Annotated in this window: 14 protein-coding genes and 1 tRNA gene; 6 read left to right on the top strand and 9 right to left on the bottom strand. The window is 61.1% G+C overall.

Features of this window, described 5'->3' with window-relative positions; all coding sequences use genetic code 11:
* Window positions 1–109: 109 nt before the first annotated feature.
* The 5 genes from ACP7B1_RS05690 to ACP7B1_RS05670 are packed head-to-tail and all read right to left on the bottom strand — an operon-like array spanning window position 110 to window position 4,601.
* Window positions 110–889, bottom strand: coding sequence for an amino acid ABC transporter ATP-binding protein (locus ACP7B1_RS05690; protein ID WP_346305632.1), 780 nt, complete (start codon window positions 887–889; stop codon window positions 110–112).
* Window positions 890–903: 14 nt separating this feature from the next.
* Window positions 904–1,875, bottom strand: a complete 972-nt coding sequence (locus ACP7B1_RS05685) for an amino acid ABC transporter permease (protein WP_346305619.1) — start codon at window positions 1,873–1,875, stop codon at window positions 904–906.
* Window positions 1,872–2,768: an ABC transporter substrate-binding protein gene (locus ACP7B1_RS05680; protein WP_346305618.1), complete on the bottom strand. Its 897-nt coding sequence runs from the start codon at window positions 2,766–2,768 to the stop codon at window positions 1,872–1,874. Before ACP7B1_RS05680 ends, ACP7B1_RS05685 begins: the two co-directional genes overlap by 4 nt.
* A gap of 40 nt (window positions 2,769–2,808) precedes the next feature.
* Entirely contained in the window at window positions 2,809–3,609 is an 801-nt protein-coding gene (locus tag ACP7B1_RS05675) for a deaminated glutathione amidase (RefSeq protein ID WP_346305617.1), read from the bottom strand.
* Window positions 3,606–4,601 carry a nitrate ABC transporter substrate-binding protein gene (locus tag ACP7B1_RS05670; RefSeq protein ID WP_346305616.1) on the bottom strand — a complete coding sequence of 332 codons (996 nt, stop codon included), beginning with the start codon at window positions 4,599–4,601 and terminating at the stop codon, window positions 3,606–3,608. Before ACP7B1_RS05670 ends, ACP7B1_RS05675 begins: the two co-directional genes overlap by 4 nt.
* Window positions 4,602–4,705: 104 nt before the next feature.
* Between ACP7B1_RS05670 and ACP7B1_RS05665 the strand changes: the two genes are divergently transcribed.
* On the top strand, window positions 4,706–6,046 hold the full coding sequence (locus ACP7B1_RS05665; protein ID WP_346305615.1) for a PLP-dependent aminotransferase family protein: 1,341 nt from the start codon (window positions 4,706–4,708) through the stop codon (window positions 6,044–6,046).
* A 140-nt stretch (window positions 6,047–6,186) separates the two neighbouring features.
* Entirely contained in the window at window positions 6,187–7,149 is a 963-nt protein-coding gene (locus tag ACP7B1_RS05660; RefSeq protein ID WP_346305614.1) for a nitronate monooxygenase family protein, read from the top strand.
* Here ACP7B1_RS05660 and ACP7B1_RS05655 read toward each other — a convergent pair.
* Window positions 7,146–7,655 (bottom strand): N-acetyltransferase family protein, encoded by a 510-nt coding sequence (locus ACP7B1_RS05655; RefSeq protein WP_346305613.1) that lies wholly within the window; start codon window positions 7,653–7,655, stop codon window positions 7,146–7,148. The genes ACP7B1_RS05660 and ACP7B1_RS05655 overlap by 4 nt on opposite strands.
* 38 nt (window positions 7,656–7,693) lie before the next feature.
* On the opposite strand from ACP7B1_RS05655, the gene ACP7B1_RS05650 reads away from it, so the two are divergent.
* The gene (locus ACP7B1_RS05650; protein ID WP_346305612.1) at window positions 7,694–8,263 is read left to right on the top strand and encodes an XRE family transcriptional regulator; all 570 of its coding nucleotides are present in this window, start codon (window positions 7,694–7,696) and stop codon (window positions 8,261–8,263) included.
* Here the strand turns inward: ACP7B1_RS05650 and ACP7B1_RS05645 are convergent.
* The 3 genes from ACP7B1_RS05645 to ACP7B1_RS05635 all read right to left on the bottom strand — a co-directional run bounded on the left by ACP7B1_RS05645 (window position 8,260) and on the right by ACP7B1_RS05635 (window position 11,994).
* A complete protein-coding gene (locus ACP7B1_RS05645) occupies window positions 8,260–9,060 on the bottom strand; it encodes a xanthine dehydrogenase family protein subunit M (protein WP_346305611.1) in 801 nt (266 codons plus the stop codon). The two genes, ACP7B1_RS05650 and ACP7B1_RS05645, sit on opposite strands and share 4 nt — an antisense overlap.
* Window positions 9,061–9,071: 11 nt before the next feature.
* Window positions 9,072–11,417: a xanthine dehydrogenase family protein molybdopterin-binding subunit gene (locus ACP7B1_RS05640; RefSeq protein ID WP_403169813.1), complete on the bottom strand. Its 2,346-nt coding sequence runs from the start codon at window positions 11,415–11,417 to the stop codon at window positions 9,072–9,074.
* Window positions 11,418–11,505: 88 nt separating this feature from the next.
* Complete coding sequence (locus tag ACP7B1_RS05635) at window positions 11,506–11,994, bottom strand: (2Fe-2S)-binding protein (protein ID WP_105736548.1); 489 nt, start codon at window positions 11,992–11,994, stop codon at window positions 11,506–11,508.
* Window positions 11,995–12,406: 412 nt separating this feature from the next.
* Between ACP7B1_RS05635 and ACP7B1_RS05630 the strand changes: the two genes are divergently transcribed.
* The 3 genes from ACP7B1_RS05630 (at window position 12,407) to socB (ending at window position 13,766) form a co-directional block, all read left to right on the top strand.
* A tRNA-Thr gene (locus ACP7B1_RS05630) sits at window positions 12,407–12,482 on the top strand.
* Between the two features lie 32 nt (window positions 12,483–12,514).
* Window positions 12,515–13,069, top strand: a complete 555-nt coding sequence (gene socA, locus ACP7B1_RS05625) for a type VI toxin-antitoxin system SocA family antitoxin (protein WP_346305610.1) — start codon at window positions 12,515–12,517, stop codon at window positions 13,067–13,069.
* On the top strand, window positions 13,047–13,766 hold the full coding sequence (socB, locus tag ACP7B1_RS05620) for a type VI toxin-antitoxin system SocB family DNA replication inhibitor toxin (RefSeq protein WP_229490414.1): 720 nt from the start codon (window positions 13,047–13,049) through the stop codon (window positions 13,764–13,766). The genes socA and socB overlap by 23 nt, the downstream gene beginning before the upstream one ends.
* Window positions 13,767–13,769: the final 3 nt, after the last annotated feature.

Raw genomic sequence — 13,769 nt, 5'->3', positions numbered from 1 at the left:
ATTCAAGACTACCGCGGCGCAATGATGGCGGTTTTCGCCCGAATTGGCGCTCTATACAAAGCGAATATCCCCGGCATCGAACGTGGGCGGACGGCCGGGGGATCGATATTCAGATGAAACGGCTGAGAAACGCCCGCGTGCGGGGATGCTGCGGGTTGCCGAGAACGTCTTCGGGTTTGCCCTGTTCGACGATGTAGCCGCCATCCATGAAGACCACCCGGTCAGCGGCTTCCCGGGCAAAACCGATTTCATGCGTGACCACAATCATGGTCAGCCCCTGGTCAGCCAGATCGCGCATGGTGGCCAGCACTTCACCGACGAGTTCCGGATCGAGCGCCGAAGTCGGCTCGTCGAAAAGCATCAGTTTGGGCCGGATCGCGAGGGCGCGTGCGATGGCGATGCGCTGCTGTTGACCCCCGGACAATTGCCGGGGGTAGGCATCGGCCTTATGGGTCAGCCCGACGCGGGCCAGCAGTTCCATGGCAAGTTCCGTGGCTTCCCTGCGGCTTTGCTTGTGTACGCCGATGGGCGCTTCAATGATGTTCTGCAGGGCGGTCATGTGCGGGTAAAGGTTGAACTGCTGGAACACCATGCCGATCTGACGCCGCTGCACGGCGATGGCCCGCGCCGGCAGCTTGTTGAGCCGGCCATTGCGCAGGGAATAGCCGATCTGTTCCCCGGCCACGACAATCGAACCGCGGTCGATCGCCTCCAGATGGTTGATGCAGCGCAGGAACGTGGATTTGCCCGAGCCCGAAGGGCCAAGCACAACCACGACTTCGCCAGGGGCAACATCGAGGTCGATGCCCTTCAATACTTCCACTTCGCCAAACGACTTGTGGACATTGCGGGCCCGCACCAGCGCTTCGCCCGGTTCGGTGCCATTCATGGAAAACTGCGCGGTCATTTGCTTGCCTCCTGCGCCAGGGCCGGCACTGCGGCGCTCAACGCGGCAGCGGCAACCTTGTCCTGTTTCCTGGCTGTTGAAGAACCCCGCTCGCCGCGACCGTAGTAGCGCTCGATGAAGCCCTGCCCGACGTTGAGGATCGACGTGATGAACAGATACCAGATGACGGCGACCATCAGCATCGGGATGACCTCGAAGGTCCGGTTATAGACCGCCTGCACCGAATAGAGCAGATCGGCCATGGCGATGACGCTGACGAGTGACGTCGCCTTGATCATGCTGATCAGCTGATTGCCGGTCGGCGGTACGATGGACCGCATGGCCTGGGGGATGATGATGCGCCTGAGGGCGCGGGTGCGCGTCATGCCGAAAGCTTCTGTGGTTTCGATCTGCCCCTTGTCGACCGACAGAAGACCGCCGCGAATGATTTCGGCCATATAGGCAGCCTCGTTCAGCGCAAGGCCGGCAATGGCCGCCGTCATTGGCGTGATCAGATCATTGGTGTTCCAACTGGCCAGTGTCGGGCCGAAGGGAATGGCAACGGAAATTTCCGGAAAAAGCGTCGAGAGGTTGTACCAGAAGATCAGCTGAACCAGCAGCGGCGTCCCGCGGAAAAACCAGATGTAAAGACCCGCCAGGGAACTTGCCAGCCGGTCGTTCGACAGGCGGGCTATGGCAAGAACCAGCCCGATGACCACGCCGATGGCCATGGCAACAACGGTCAGGCCAAGCGTGACATAGAGGCCGCGCAGGACGGTGGCTTCGGTGAACCATTGAAATACGATTGGCCAGCCGAAATTCTGGTTGTTGGCGACGATCCAGAGGAAGTTCGCGGCAATGAGAAGCGTGATACCCCACAGGAGCCAGCGATCCGTGCGAAAGGGCTTATGCGCATTCGCCACATCGCGAAGCGCAGCCTCCGCATCGCCCTTTGCGGGCGATGCCAATGTCTGCGTGTTTCCGGTCATTTTGCGGCTTTGCCCGCGAGATTGATCCCGGGCTCCTTCAACATGTTCTTCTCAAGGCCCCACTTCTTCAGAATGGCGGCGTAGGTGCCATTGTCCATGAGCGTCTTGATGCTTTCCAGGAGGACGCCGCCAAGCGGCGAACCTTTGGCGACCACGGCGCCCTGGAAAATATCGTCGAACCCGTTTTTCAGGCCGGTGCCCGTCAGTTCAAGCTGGCCATTGGCCTGCTCGACGAAATAGATCAGCGGCGCCTGCGAGGAGAAGAAAGCGTCGGACCGCTTTGAGCGAACCGCCAGGATGGAAGTGGGCTGGTCGGTGAAGGACTGGACCTCGATGGCTGCCTTGCCATCCTTGGTGCATTTCTCCGCCTGCTCCTTGATGACTTTTTCCGCCGAACCGCCAGCCATGACGGCAATGCGGCTGCCGCACGTGTTGTCGAGCGAGGTGATGCCCTTGGGATTGCCCTTCTGCACGGCAAACACCACGAACTCCTGCACATAATCGACAAAATCATTGGCACCCTGGCGCGAGGGATAATCGCCCACGGGGCCCATGGCGAACTGGTAGCGGCCGGAATTGATGCCACTCAAGAGCGCCGGAAGGCCGCTGACCGTCGCGTGCTTGATCTCGACACCCCACAACTCGCCGACAGCCTTGGTCAGATCGGCGCTGGCGCCCTGCATTTCCGTGTTACCAGTGACGATTTCATAAGGCGGGAAGGAGCCGTTGTTGACCGAGGTGATGCTTCCGGCCTTGCGGATTTCTTCGGGCAGCTTGGCCCGCAGTGCCTCGTTGACCGCCTGCTTGGCGATGGCCACCTCCGCGGCCATTGCGGGTGCAGCGACGAGCGTTGCCGCAAACAGCGCGGTAAAGGCCAGATGTTTGAATTTCATTATTATTCCCCTTTTTATATCTTTTGAAAACCTATTGCATTCAGGCAGTCGTATCGGCCAGTTCGGGCCGGGCAAAACGGCGGTTGGCGAGAACCGGCAGGACCGCACGCGCATGACTGATGCGCTTAGGGTCAATGTCGGCGAAGATCAGTGCGGGGCCTTCCCCCGCCCGCACGACGGCCACGCCGAGCGGGTCCACCACCATGCTGGCACCGATGTTGCGTTCGCCGCACTCACCCACAGCAACGATGTAGCAGGTATTTTCCAGCGCCCGCGCCGTCACCAGCACCTCCCAATGCGCCTCCTTGCCGGGGCCCTTGACCCATGCGGCGGGAAGGATGAGCACATCCGCGCCGTCCACCGCATGGCGGCGCGCCAGTTCCGGAAAGCGCAGGTCGTAACAGGTCATGAGGCCAAGCTTGAGCCCTGCAATGTCGATAAGACCGGGAATCTCGCCACCCGGCTGCACATTGGTGGATTCCTTGGCGGCAAAAGCGTCATAAAGATGAAGCTTCAGATATTGCGCGACGATTTCGCCGCCGCGGATGGTCACCAGATTGTTGAAGACGCGCTGACCGCCGGTCGGAACGTGCACGCACATCATCACGGTCATGTCGCTGTTGCGGCTTTCGGCCAGCAATTGCGTCATGAACGGGCCATCCAGCGGCTGCGCCGTCTTCAGCACGATATCCGGATCGGTGATGTCACGGGCAAGGATGCCTTCCGGCAGAACCAGGAGATCGGCACCGCCCGCATGCGCATCGCGCATCAGCTTTATGCAGACGTCGGCATTTTCCTGCCAGACCTTGCTGACGGCAAATTGACCCAGCGCGACCCTCATGCCGGCACTCCCGTGCGGCTGGTGGAGCCGGAAGTCTGGCCGCTGTGATGCGGGAAAAGGTCGGCGGGCGAGAGAAGCATCGGTGTCAATCCTTGCAGGTGCAGTTGTTCGGCAAAATCGGCGATCATCCGTTCGTTGACGGCAAACCCGCTGTCGTTCCAGTGGACCGGCAAATCCCGGGCGACGTGGCCAAGCTCATCAATGATCCATGGCGTGGTATCGGCATATTTGCGCCGCTTCTCCAGCCAGACCCGCTGGGATTCATCCAGCAGGTTGCTGAGCTCTTCCGGCAGCCAGGGATGCTCGGCGACAAAGGATGTTTTCAGGCCCAGAAGATGCATGCCGGGAACGTAGCCAACCTCGTGGAAATAGGCGAGTTCCTCCGCCCGGAAATCCGTCAGCACATGGCGGAATTTGGAAGCGGGGCCAAAAAAGCCTTCCGGCATGAACGGCGTGAACACGGCGTCAAGTTCGCCGGTTTCCAGCAGCTGCATCATCGGCCGCTCGCCCGGCACCGCTTCGATGCGGCCGGGGCGGCCAAAACCGTCGAGCCTGTCGGTGATGGGATGAGCCTCGGTCAGGCGGCCGGCATACCAGAATGCGTCCTCGATACCGACGCCGGCATGGGAAAGCGCCGCGCGGGTCCAGGTATTGCCGGAATCGCGCCAGCCGGTCACGCCGATCTTCTTGCCCGCCAGATGTTCCAGCCGGGTAACCGGGCTGTTCCTGGCCGTGATGATGCAGCGATGGCGAAAGCCGCGCATGACAAAGTTGGGAACGCCAAGGACATCGGTTTCGCCGTTGGCGCGCGCCGAGGCATAACGGCTGAAGGACATTTCAGCCGCATCGTGATGCGGATCGGCGGCGACATTGCCGATCAACGTGCCGACGCGATCAACCTTGACATCAAGCCTGTCGGAGGTGACGTCACCCAACGCCAGCGGCGTATAATAATCCCAATCGCGAACAGCCAATCGAACAGTGATACGCAAGACATTTCCTCGTTGCAATTTCGGTTTTCGTGCGCGAAGCTAAATGTTCATTATTGACTGATCAAATACTATTACGTTACTGAACATTTAAAAGAGGGACAGATATGAGCGAATTGGCCTCAGTTCAGTGGTTTGCAGAGAAGTTGCGTGACCGGACGATGCGCGGCATCGCCATCGAGACCAGCGCACTGATCCGCGCCGGCGCCATTCCCGTCGGCACCAAACTGCCCGCCATCCGCGATCTTGCCTACACCCTCGGCATCAGTCCGGCGACAGTTTCTGAGGCCTGGAGCGAGTTGCGGCGGCAGAAGATCATCACCGGGCGCGGGCGCAACGGCACGTGGGTCAGCGGCGACCGCATTGCACCGAAACCCCTGCGGCTGGCGAGTTCGGGCGATTACGGCGATGGTGTGCTCAACCTTGCCATCGCATCACCAGACGTGGATGTGCTTCCGCCTCTGGAAGAGGCCTTGAAACATGGCGCGACGGCAGAAGCGCTGAACAGTTACCAGCGCGTCCCGATACTGCCTGAATTGCAGGCGGCGGTGGAGCCGAACTGGCCCTGCAGGCCGGAAGCGTTTCTTGCGACCAATGGCGGCTATAACGCCGTCTACGCCCTTCTGCATGCGCTCGTCATGCCGGGATCATTCGTGGCGATCGAGGAGCCGACAGCCCTCAGGCTTCTCGACATCCTCGAGGATCTCGGAGCGCACATCCTGCCGGTGGCGTGCGATGAGAACGGCCCGCTGCCGGATGCTCTGATGGAGGCTCTCAAACGCAAGCCGGCTGCATTCCTTTTTCAGCCACGCACCCACGCTGTGACCGGACGGGGTGTCAGCCGGGAACGGCTTGCCGCGCTGGGCGATGCCCTTGCCGACAGCGACGCGCTCATCATCGAGGATGACGGTGTCGGCGATATCTCGTCCCTGCCACCGATCAGCCTCGGGGACCGGTTTCCGGACCGGGTCATTCACATCGTTTCCTATTCGAAATCCCTCGGCCCCGATCTGCGGCTGGCAGTCCTGTCGAGTTCGACGCGCATCGTCGAGCAGATCCAGTCCTACCGCCTCTTCAGCTCAGGCTGGACCAGCCGGGTGCTGCAATCAGCCGTGGCTTTCCTGATCAAGGACGCGGCAACACAGCTGAGCTTACAGAGGGCAAGAGGTATCTATCGGGAGAGACGCGAGGGGTTGATGCAGGCACTGCGCGAGCGCGGTGTTCATCTTTCCGGCGGCGAAGGGTTCAGCCTCTGGGTTCCCGTGGCTTCGGAACAATTTGCCCTCGTGACCCTCGCGGCGCGTGGAATCGCGGTGGGCATCGGCCGCAAGTATGTCGTGAACCCGTCGCCGCATATCCGCGTGGCCACCAGCATCTTGCGGGACAGGGAAGACGAGGTGGCCGATGCGATCGCCCTTGCGGTGAGGCACCCGGATCATCTTTACTGAGATCAATGCATCGCCACGCTCACACGCCTTTGATTAGGCGCAGGCAACCGCGCCAACCTTTCGCTTGATCACGGCACGCGGTCTGATAAAAAGAGTTACGTTTACGGAAACGTCAAAATTTATTCCATGGGAGGAAACACATGGCATTGCCCGAAATCCTGACGAAAAAGCTGCGCATTCCCGTTGTCGGCGCGCCGCTGTTCATCATTTCGCATCCGGCCCTCGTGCTGGCGCAATGCAAGGCTGGCGTTGTCGGCTCCTTCCCCGCCCTGAACGCACGGCCCGAGGCCCAGCTCGATGAATGGCTGGCCGAGATCACCGAAGGCCTGCGCGACCACGACGCTGAAAACCCGGACCGCCCGGCAGCACCGTTTGCGGTCAACCAGATCGTGCACCGCTCCAACAAGCGGCTCGAACATGATCTTTCCATGTGCGTGAAATACAAGGTTCCGATTGTTATCTCCTCTCTCGGCGCCGTACCGGAAGTCAACGCTGCCATCCACTCCTATGGCGGGATCGTGCTGCACGACATCATCAACAACCGCCACGCCAACTCAGCCATCCGCAAGGGCGCGGACGGGCTGATCGCGGTTGCCGCCGGTGCCGGCGGGCACGCCGGGCCATTGTCGCCCTTCGCGCTCATCCAGGAAATCCGCGAATGGTTTGACGGGCCATTGCTGCTGTCCGGCGCCATCGCCACGGGCAAGGCCGTCCTGGCAGCACAGGCCATGGGTGCCGACCTTGCCTATGTCGGCTCGCCTTTCATTGCGACCAGGGAAGCGCGGGCCGTCGACGCCTACAAGCAGATGATCGTTGATTCCGTCTCGTCCGACATTGTCTATTCCAACTACTTTACCGGCATTCACGGCAACTATCTCAAGCCGTCCATCGCCAAGTCTGGCATGGATCCCGATCACCTGCCGGAAGCCGACCCCTCAAAGATGGATTTTGAAGCGGCAACCACCGGCGCCAAGGCCTGGAAAGACATCTGGGGTTGCGGCCAGGGTATCGGCGCGATCAAGGAAGTAACCGGCGCCGCAGAATATGTTGAGCGGCTGGAGCGCGAATACCACGAGGCGAAGGCAAAACTCTGCGCCGCCTAACGCGGCGGAGCCTTGTCCAAAGTGATCTGCATGAATGTCAGGTCAAGCCATTTGCCGAATTTGGTTCCAACTTCCGGCAGATGGCCCACCACCTGAAAGCCCAATTTTTCGTGCAGACGGATGGACGCCGCGTTGCCGGACTCGATACCGGCAACCATGGCGTGCTTGCCCGCCTCCCGCGCTCTGTCGATCAGCGCCAGCATCAGGGCCTTGCCGATCCCGCCGCCGCGCGCCGCCTTGTGCACATAGACGGAATGCTCGACCGTGTGACGATAGCCATCGAAAGCGCGCCAGTCGCCGAAGGAGGCATAGCCGGTGACACCGCCGTCATCATCGATGCTGACCAGCACCGGAAATCCCTTTGACTGCCGCTCGCTGAGCCACGCCTTGCGGTTGGCCAGATCGACCTGCGTTTCGTTCCAGATCGCCGTGGTGTTCAGCACCGCGTCGTTGTAAATCTCGAGAATGGCTGGAAGATCCGCCTCACTGGCCGCACGCACGATCACAACTTGCATCCTTTTCAATCGTCTACTATAGTTTCATTATGTCTCATAAAATAGACGATGTCGATGCAAAAATCGGTGCCCGTATCCGAATCGAGCGGGAGGCACGCGGCTGGTCGCTGACGGAACTCGCGGAAAAATCCGGCGTATCACGCGCGATGATCAACAAGGTGGAGCGCGGCCAAAGCAGCCCGACGGCCATGCTGATGGCGCGATTCTCCGGTGCTTTCGGCCTGAGCATGTCAACGCTGATGGCGCGGGCGGAAATGCAGGAAGGACGGCTGCTGCGCCACAAGGACCAGCCGCTGTGGACCGATCCCGAAACCGGTTACATCCGCCGCCATGTCTCGCCCGCCTCCGACCTGCCCATGGATGTGGTGCATGTCGACCTGCCGGCACAGGCGCGGGTGGCACTCCCCGCGTCCGCCTACACCTTCCAGCGGCAATTGATCTGGATTTTAAGCGGCGTGCTGAGCTTTACCGAGGGTGAAACGTTTCACCGGCTCGAAGAGGGCGATTGTCTCGAACTCGGCGCCCCCCTTGACTGCACCTTCGCCAATGAGAGCGATGCATCCTGCCGTTATGCAGTGATCATACTGCGGCGGGCCTAGCCCGCGATCTCCGCCACGGCACGCTTGGCCATGACCTTCACCAGATTGGCGCGGTAGTCGGCCGAGGCATGCATATCGGACATCAGGCCATCGGCGGAAACCACAACGCCGTCCAGCACCGCAGCACTGAAACTCTTTGCCAGCGCTGCCTCCAACGCCTGCGCCCGGAACACGCCGTTCTCGCCAGCCCCGGTCACCGCGACCCGCACCTCATTGCCAGCCTTGGCAACGAACACGCCGGCCATGGCATAGAGCGAGGCGGGATTCGGGAACTTTTTGTAGGCCGCTCTGTCGGGCGCGGTGAATTCGATGGCCGTGACAATCTCGTCCGGCTCCAGCGCCGTTTCGAACAGCCCGGCAAAGAAATCCGCAGCGGCAAGCGAGCGAGCGCTGGTGATGACGGTTGCATTGAGGGCGAGCAGCGCCGCGGGATAGTCGGCCGCCGGATCGTTGTTGGCGACCGAGCCGCCGATGGTGCCCATGTTGCGCACCTGCGGATCGCCGATATGTGCCGCGAGATGCGTGATAGCCGGGCAGAGCCTTGCCAGCTCGGCATGGACCGCGACGTCATAATGCGTGGTCGCCGCGCCGATACGCACGGTTTTGCCCGTGATGGTGATGCCTTTCAAGCCGGGAATATGGCGCAGGTCGATCAGATGGCTCGGTGACGCCAGCCGCTGCTTCATGGTCGGGATGAGGGTCATGCCGCCGGACAGGAATTTGCCGTCCTCGGCCGCGCCCATCTGCCTTGCGGCGTCCTCGACCGAAGTGGCCCGATGATACTGGGTTTCATACATGGCACATCTCCCTATTTCGCCGCCTGAATGGCAGCCCAGACCTTTTGCGGGGTCGCGGGCATGCTCAGGCTGTTGTTGCGGATGGCATCGGTGATGGCATTCATCACGGCAGGCGGCGAACCGATGGCGCCAGCCTCGCCGCAGCCCTTGATCCCCAGCGGGTTGGACGGGCACGGGGTTTCCGTCGTCATGATGTTGAACGACGGCAGGTCCTGTGCGCGCGGCATGGTGTAGTCCATGTAGCTCGCCGTCAAAAGCTGGCCGCTTTCATCGTAATGCGTGCCTTCCAGCAGCGCCTGGCCGATGCCCTGCGCCAAACCGCCATGCACCTGCCCTTCGACGATCATCGGATTGATGATCTTGCCGAAATCGTCGGCAGCAACGAACTGCACGATCCTGGTCGTCCCGGTTTCCGGATCGATCTCCACCTCGCAGATGTAACAGCCGGCCGGGAAGGTAAAATTGCTCGGGTCGTAGAACGCCGTTTCCTTCAGCCCCGGCTCCATGCCGGAGGGCAAGTTGTGCGCGGTGTAGGAGGCGAGCGCCACCTGGAACCACGGCAGCGACTTGTCCGTCCCCGCCACCCGCACATTGCCGTCCTTGATCTCGATATCCGCTTCGTCGGCCTCGAGCAGATGCGCGGCGATCTTCTTGGCCTTGGCCTCGACCTTGTCCATGGCCTTGACGACCGCGGACATGCCGACCGCACCGGAGCGCGAGCCATAGGTGCCCATGCCCATCTGCACCTTGTCCGTATCGCCGTGGACGATGGAAATGCTGTCGAGCGGTACGCCGAAACGCTCCGCCGCCAGCTGGGCGAACGTGGTTTCGTGCCCCTGCCCGTGCGAGTGCGAGCCGGTGAGGATTTCGATGGTGCCGACGGCATTGACCCGCACCTCGGCGCTTTCCCACAGGCCGACACCGGCGCCCAGCGCCCCGACCGCCGCCGACGGCGCGATGCCGCAGGCCTCGATATAGCAGCTCATGCCGATGCCGCGCAGCTTGCCGCGGCCGGCGGCCTCGGTGCGGCGCTTTTCGAAACCGGCATAGTCCGCCGCCTTCATGCTGGCATCGAGCGTCGCGTCGAAATCCCCCGCATCATAGGCCATGATGACAGGTGTCTGGTGCGGGAAGGCGCGGATGAAATTGCGCCGCCGCAATTCCGCCGGCGATATCTTCAGCTCGCGCGCCGCCGTCTCCATGATGCGTTCCAGCACATAGGAAGCCTCCGGCCGCCCGGCACCGCGATAGGCATCGACCGGCGCCGTGTTGGTGTAGACCGTCTTCACATTGGCGTGGATCGCCGGAATGTCATACTGGCCGGACAGAAGCGTCGCATAGAGATAGGTCGGCACGGAACTCGAAAACAGCGACATATAGGCGCCGAGATTGGCGATGGTTTCCACCTTCAGGCCGAGAATTTTGTGGTCCTTGTCAAAGGCGATCTGCGCATGGGTGGCGTGGTCGCGCCCATGCGCATCGCACAGGAAGCTTTCCGTGCGGTCCGCCACCCACTTGACCGGAACGCCCGTCTTCTTCGACGCCCACAGGCAGACGATCTCCTCCGGATAGATGAAAATCTTCGAGCCGAAACCGCCGCCGACATCCGGCGCGATCACCCGCAGCTTGTTCTCCGGCGCGACATTGTAGAACGCGCTCATCACCAGCCGCGCCACATGCGGGTTCTGCGAGGTGGTCCAGCAGGTGTAGTGATCCTCCGCAGCATCGTACTGGCCGAGCGCCGCGCGCGGCTCCATGGCATTGGGCACGAGGCGGTTGTTGTCGATATCGAGCGTCGTTACATGCGCCGCGCGGGCAAAGGCGTCAGCCGTCGCCTTTTCATCGCCGATATCCCAGTCGAAAATCAGGTTACCCGGCGCTTCCGGGTGCACTTGCGGCGCGCCCGGCTTCAGCGCCTCGACGGCACTGACGACGACGGGCAGCTCCTCATAGGCGATTTCCACCGCCTCGGCGGCATCGCGCGCCTCGCCCTTGGTATCGGCGACGACGATCGCCACCGCATCGCCGACATAGCGCACCGTATCGGTGGCGAGCGGCGACCAGGCGCCCATCTTCATCGGCGTGCCATCCTTCGACTGGATCATCCAGCCGCAGATGAGATTGCCGATGCCGTCGGCCTTCAGTTCCTTGCCGGTGAGCACCCCGATGACGCCGGGCATCTTGAGTGCCGCGCCCGTGCTGATCCCGGTGATTTTCGCGTGGGCATGCGGGCTGCGCACGAAGACCGCGTGCTTCATCCCCGGCACGACCATATCGTCGGTATAGCGGCCCTTGCCGGTGAGGAACCGCTTGTCCTCCTTGCGCAGAACGCGTGATCCAATGCCTTCGACACCCATGACACTACCTCCCTGTCGCAGGCGCCTCGCCAAAATGTCTCAATTGTCTGTTTGGCCGGAAGCGGACTGCACGACGTGAATTGATTTCTCAGGCGGCCTTGACGGCGCCCTTGCCCATTTTTTCCGATGCATCGAGCACGGCCTGAACAATGTTGTGGTAGCCGGTACAGCGGCAGATATTGCCTTCCAGCTCCGCACGCACCGTTGCCTCGTCGAGCCCTTCCGGGTGGCGGCGGATCATATCCACCGACGACATGATCATGCCCGGCGTGCAGAAACCGCATTGCAGGCCGTGATGCTCGCGGAAGGCCGCCTGCACCGGATGCAACTCGCCATTGAGGGCAATGCCCTCGATGGTTGTCACCTCGGCGCCGGACGCCTGCACCGCCAGCATGGTGCAGGATTTGACGGCCCGCCCGTCCACATGCACGACGCAGGCGCCGCATTGCGAGGTGTCGCACCCCACATGGGTTCCCGTCAGTCCCAGATTTTCACGCAGGAAATGCACAAGCAGCGTGCGGTCTTCGGCTTCGCCCTTGACGGCGCGCCCATTGACCACCAGTTCGACTTTGGCCATCGGTTCCTCCCAGAACGCCTTGGTCACCGCCCCTCCCTGGGCCGCATGACCACAACCGAAAGTTTAACCTGTCTTGCACACTTGTCTATCGGCAAAATGGAAATATTCCAATCTGGCTGTACTGCTGGAAACAAGAGTTGGTGAGCACAGGGTTTTTCGCGGTTTCAATCAAAAGCCGGCATGACGAGGCTTGCAATCCGCATGCAATAACGCTATCAGGCGCGTCATCCCCCGGCACATTCCGATGGCCGGTCCAGGGATCGGGAAGTCCCTTCCCTGCCGCTTTAGCTCAGTTGGTAGAGCACATCATTCGTAAGTACTGGGTCCGCCCGAGAATGATGTTCAAAGCCAATGAGTTGGCAGATCAGGGAATAAAATAGTAGGGCATTAGTAGGTGCCCTGCGCTTGGTAGGCCGCATTAGCTCAGTTGGTAGAGCACATCATTCGTAATGATGGGGTCAGGTGTTCGAGTCACCTATGCGGCACCACTTCCACCTGCTTAGCGACAAGGAAGTGCACAATGCCTGATGCTCCTTACGATCCAAGAGCCATCGCCAATCTCATGCTGGACGAGGCTGATCGGCGCGGCTGGACGATTACGAATCTTGCCCTCCAAAAGTTACTCTACTTTGCTCACGGTATACACCTGACGAAAACGAAGCGACCGCTCGTGTCGGGCTACTTTGAGGCGTGGCAATATGGTCCCGTGCATCCAGCCGTCTACCGTGCGTTCAAACCGTCAGGGTCTGGACCGATTATCAATCGGGCTGTAGCGAAAGACCCTCTCACCGGTCGGACGCGTGACCTGCCCAAGCCGACAGACCTCGAAGTCATAGACCTCGTGTCTGACGTGATGAGATCATACGGGCGTCTTTCGCCCGGCCGACTTGTCGATCTCTCGCACGCGAAGGAATCTCCGTGGTCAGCGGTTGTGGACAAAGCACGAACAGATGTTGCTTTTGGGATGCGGATACCTGAAAATGTGATCCTAGACCGATTCCGCCACCATAAAGTATCGGTCGGCACTAATCCTAGTGCAGGAGAGCCGCCCAGTGACGACACGCCTTTTGCCTGACATTGATCTTGCGCGCATCGCCCCCCAGCGCGATGACATGAAGCGTAAGAGCCTTGAGCAGATGAAGGGCGGTTTCTCAAGCTTCTCCTACAAGCCTGTCCGTTCCTGCTATTCCGACATCTTCAACATCCAGCCTGATTTGGATTTAGGCGCAGCCGATCCTGCGCCTTGGACCGTGATCGAGGCTGAGTTGCGGAAGCGCAGCAGATCGGATGAGGAGTTTACCCACAACCGGCGGGTCGCTCTTGGCTTGCGCGACCTTGCGTCTTCTGGCCGGATATTCGGGCGGCGACAGGAGTTCTTCCCGCTGTCGATGGGCATGGGGCAGAAAGTCACCTTCTGGCTGCCGATGATTGTCGCCATCGACGAGCAGGCGAGCGCCCTGTTCGTAGAGCCACGCCGCACTAGAGGCTTGACCGCCGAGGGCCGAAGGTTCGCATTCTCGATGATGCACGAGCGTATCCGAGCTGCTGACGAGGACTTTGCCGGTGTTCGGTTGACTATTGTGCAGCTTGGCGACCCGTCCAATGATCGGCGCGCGGTTAGGCTCCACACGGACGAGGGTGTCGAACTCTACTCCCGTGAGGAATTAGAACGGATGGTCGCTTCGACCTATGAGATGTGGCGCGAGGTGCTGGAAGATCGCGAGCGTAAGGAGCGTGGTCGGGCGACGGGCACCGGTCCGTTGTTTGACTGACGC

The organism is Phyllobacterium sp. SL163 (assembly GCF_049896885.1).
GTDB lineage: Bacteria > Pseudomonadota > Alphaproteobacteria > Rhizobiales > Rhizobiaceae > Phyllobacterium > Phyllobacterium calauticae.
Note: the sequence above shows the minus strand (reverse complement) of the source record. Positions and strands in the feature narration are given on the sequence as shown.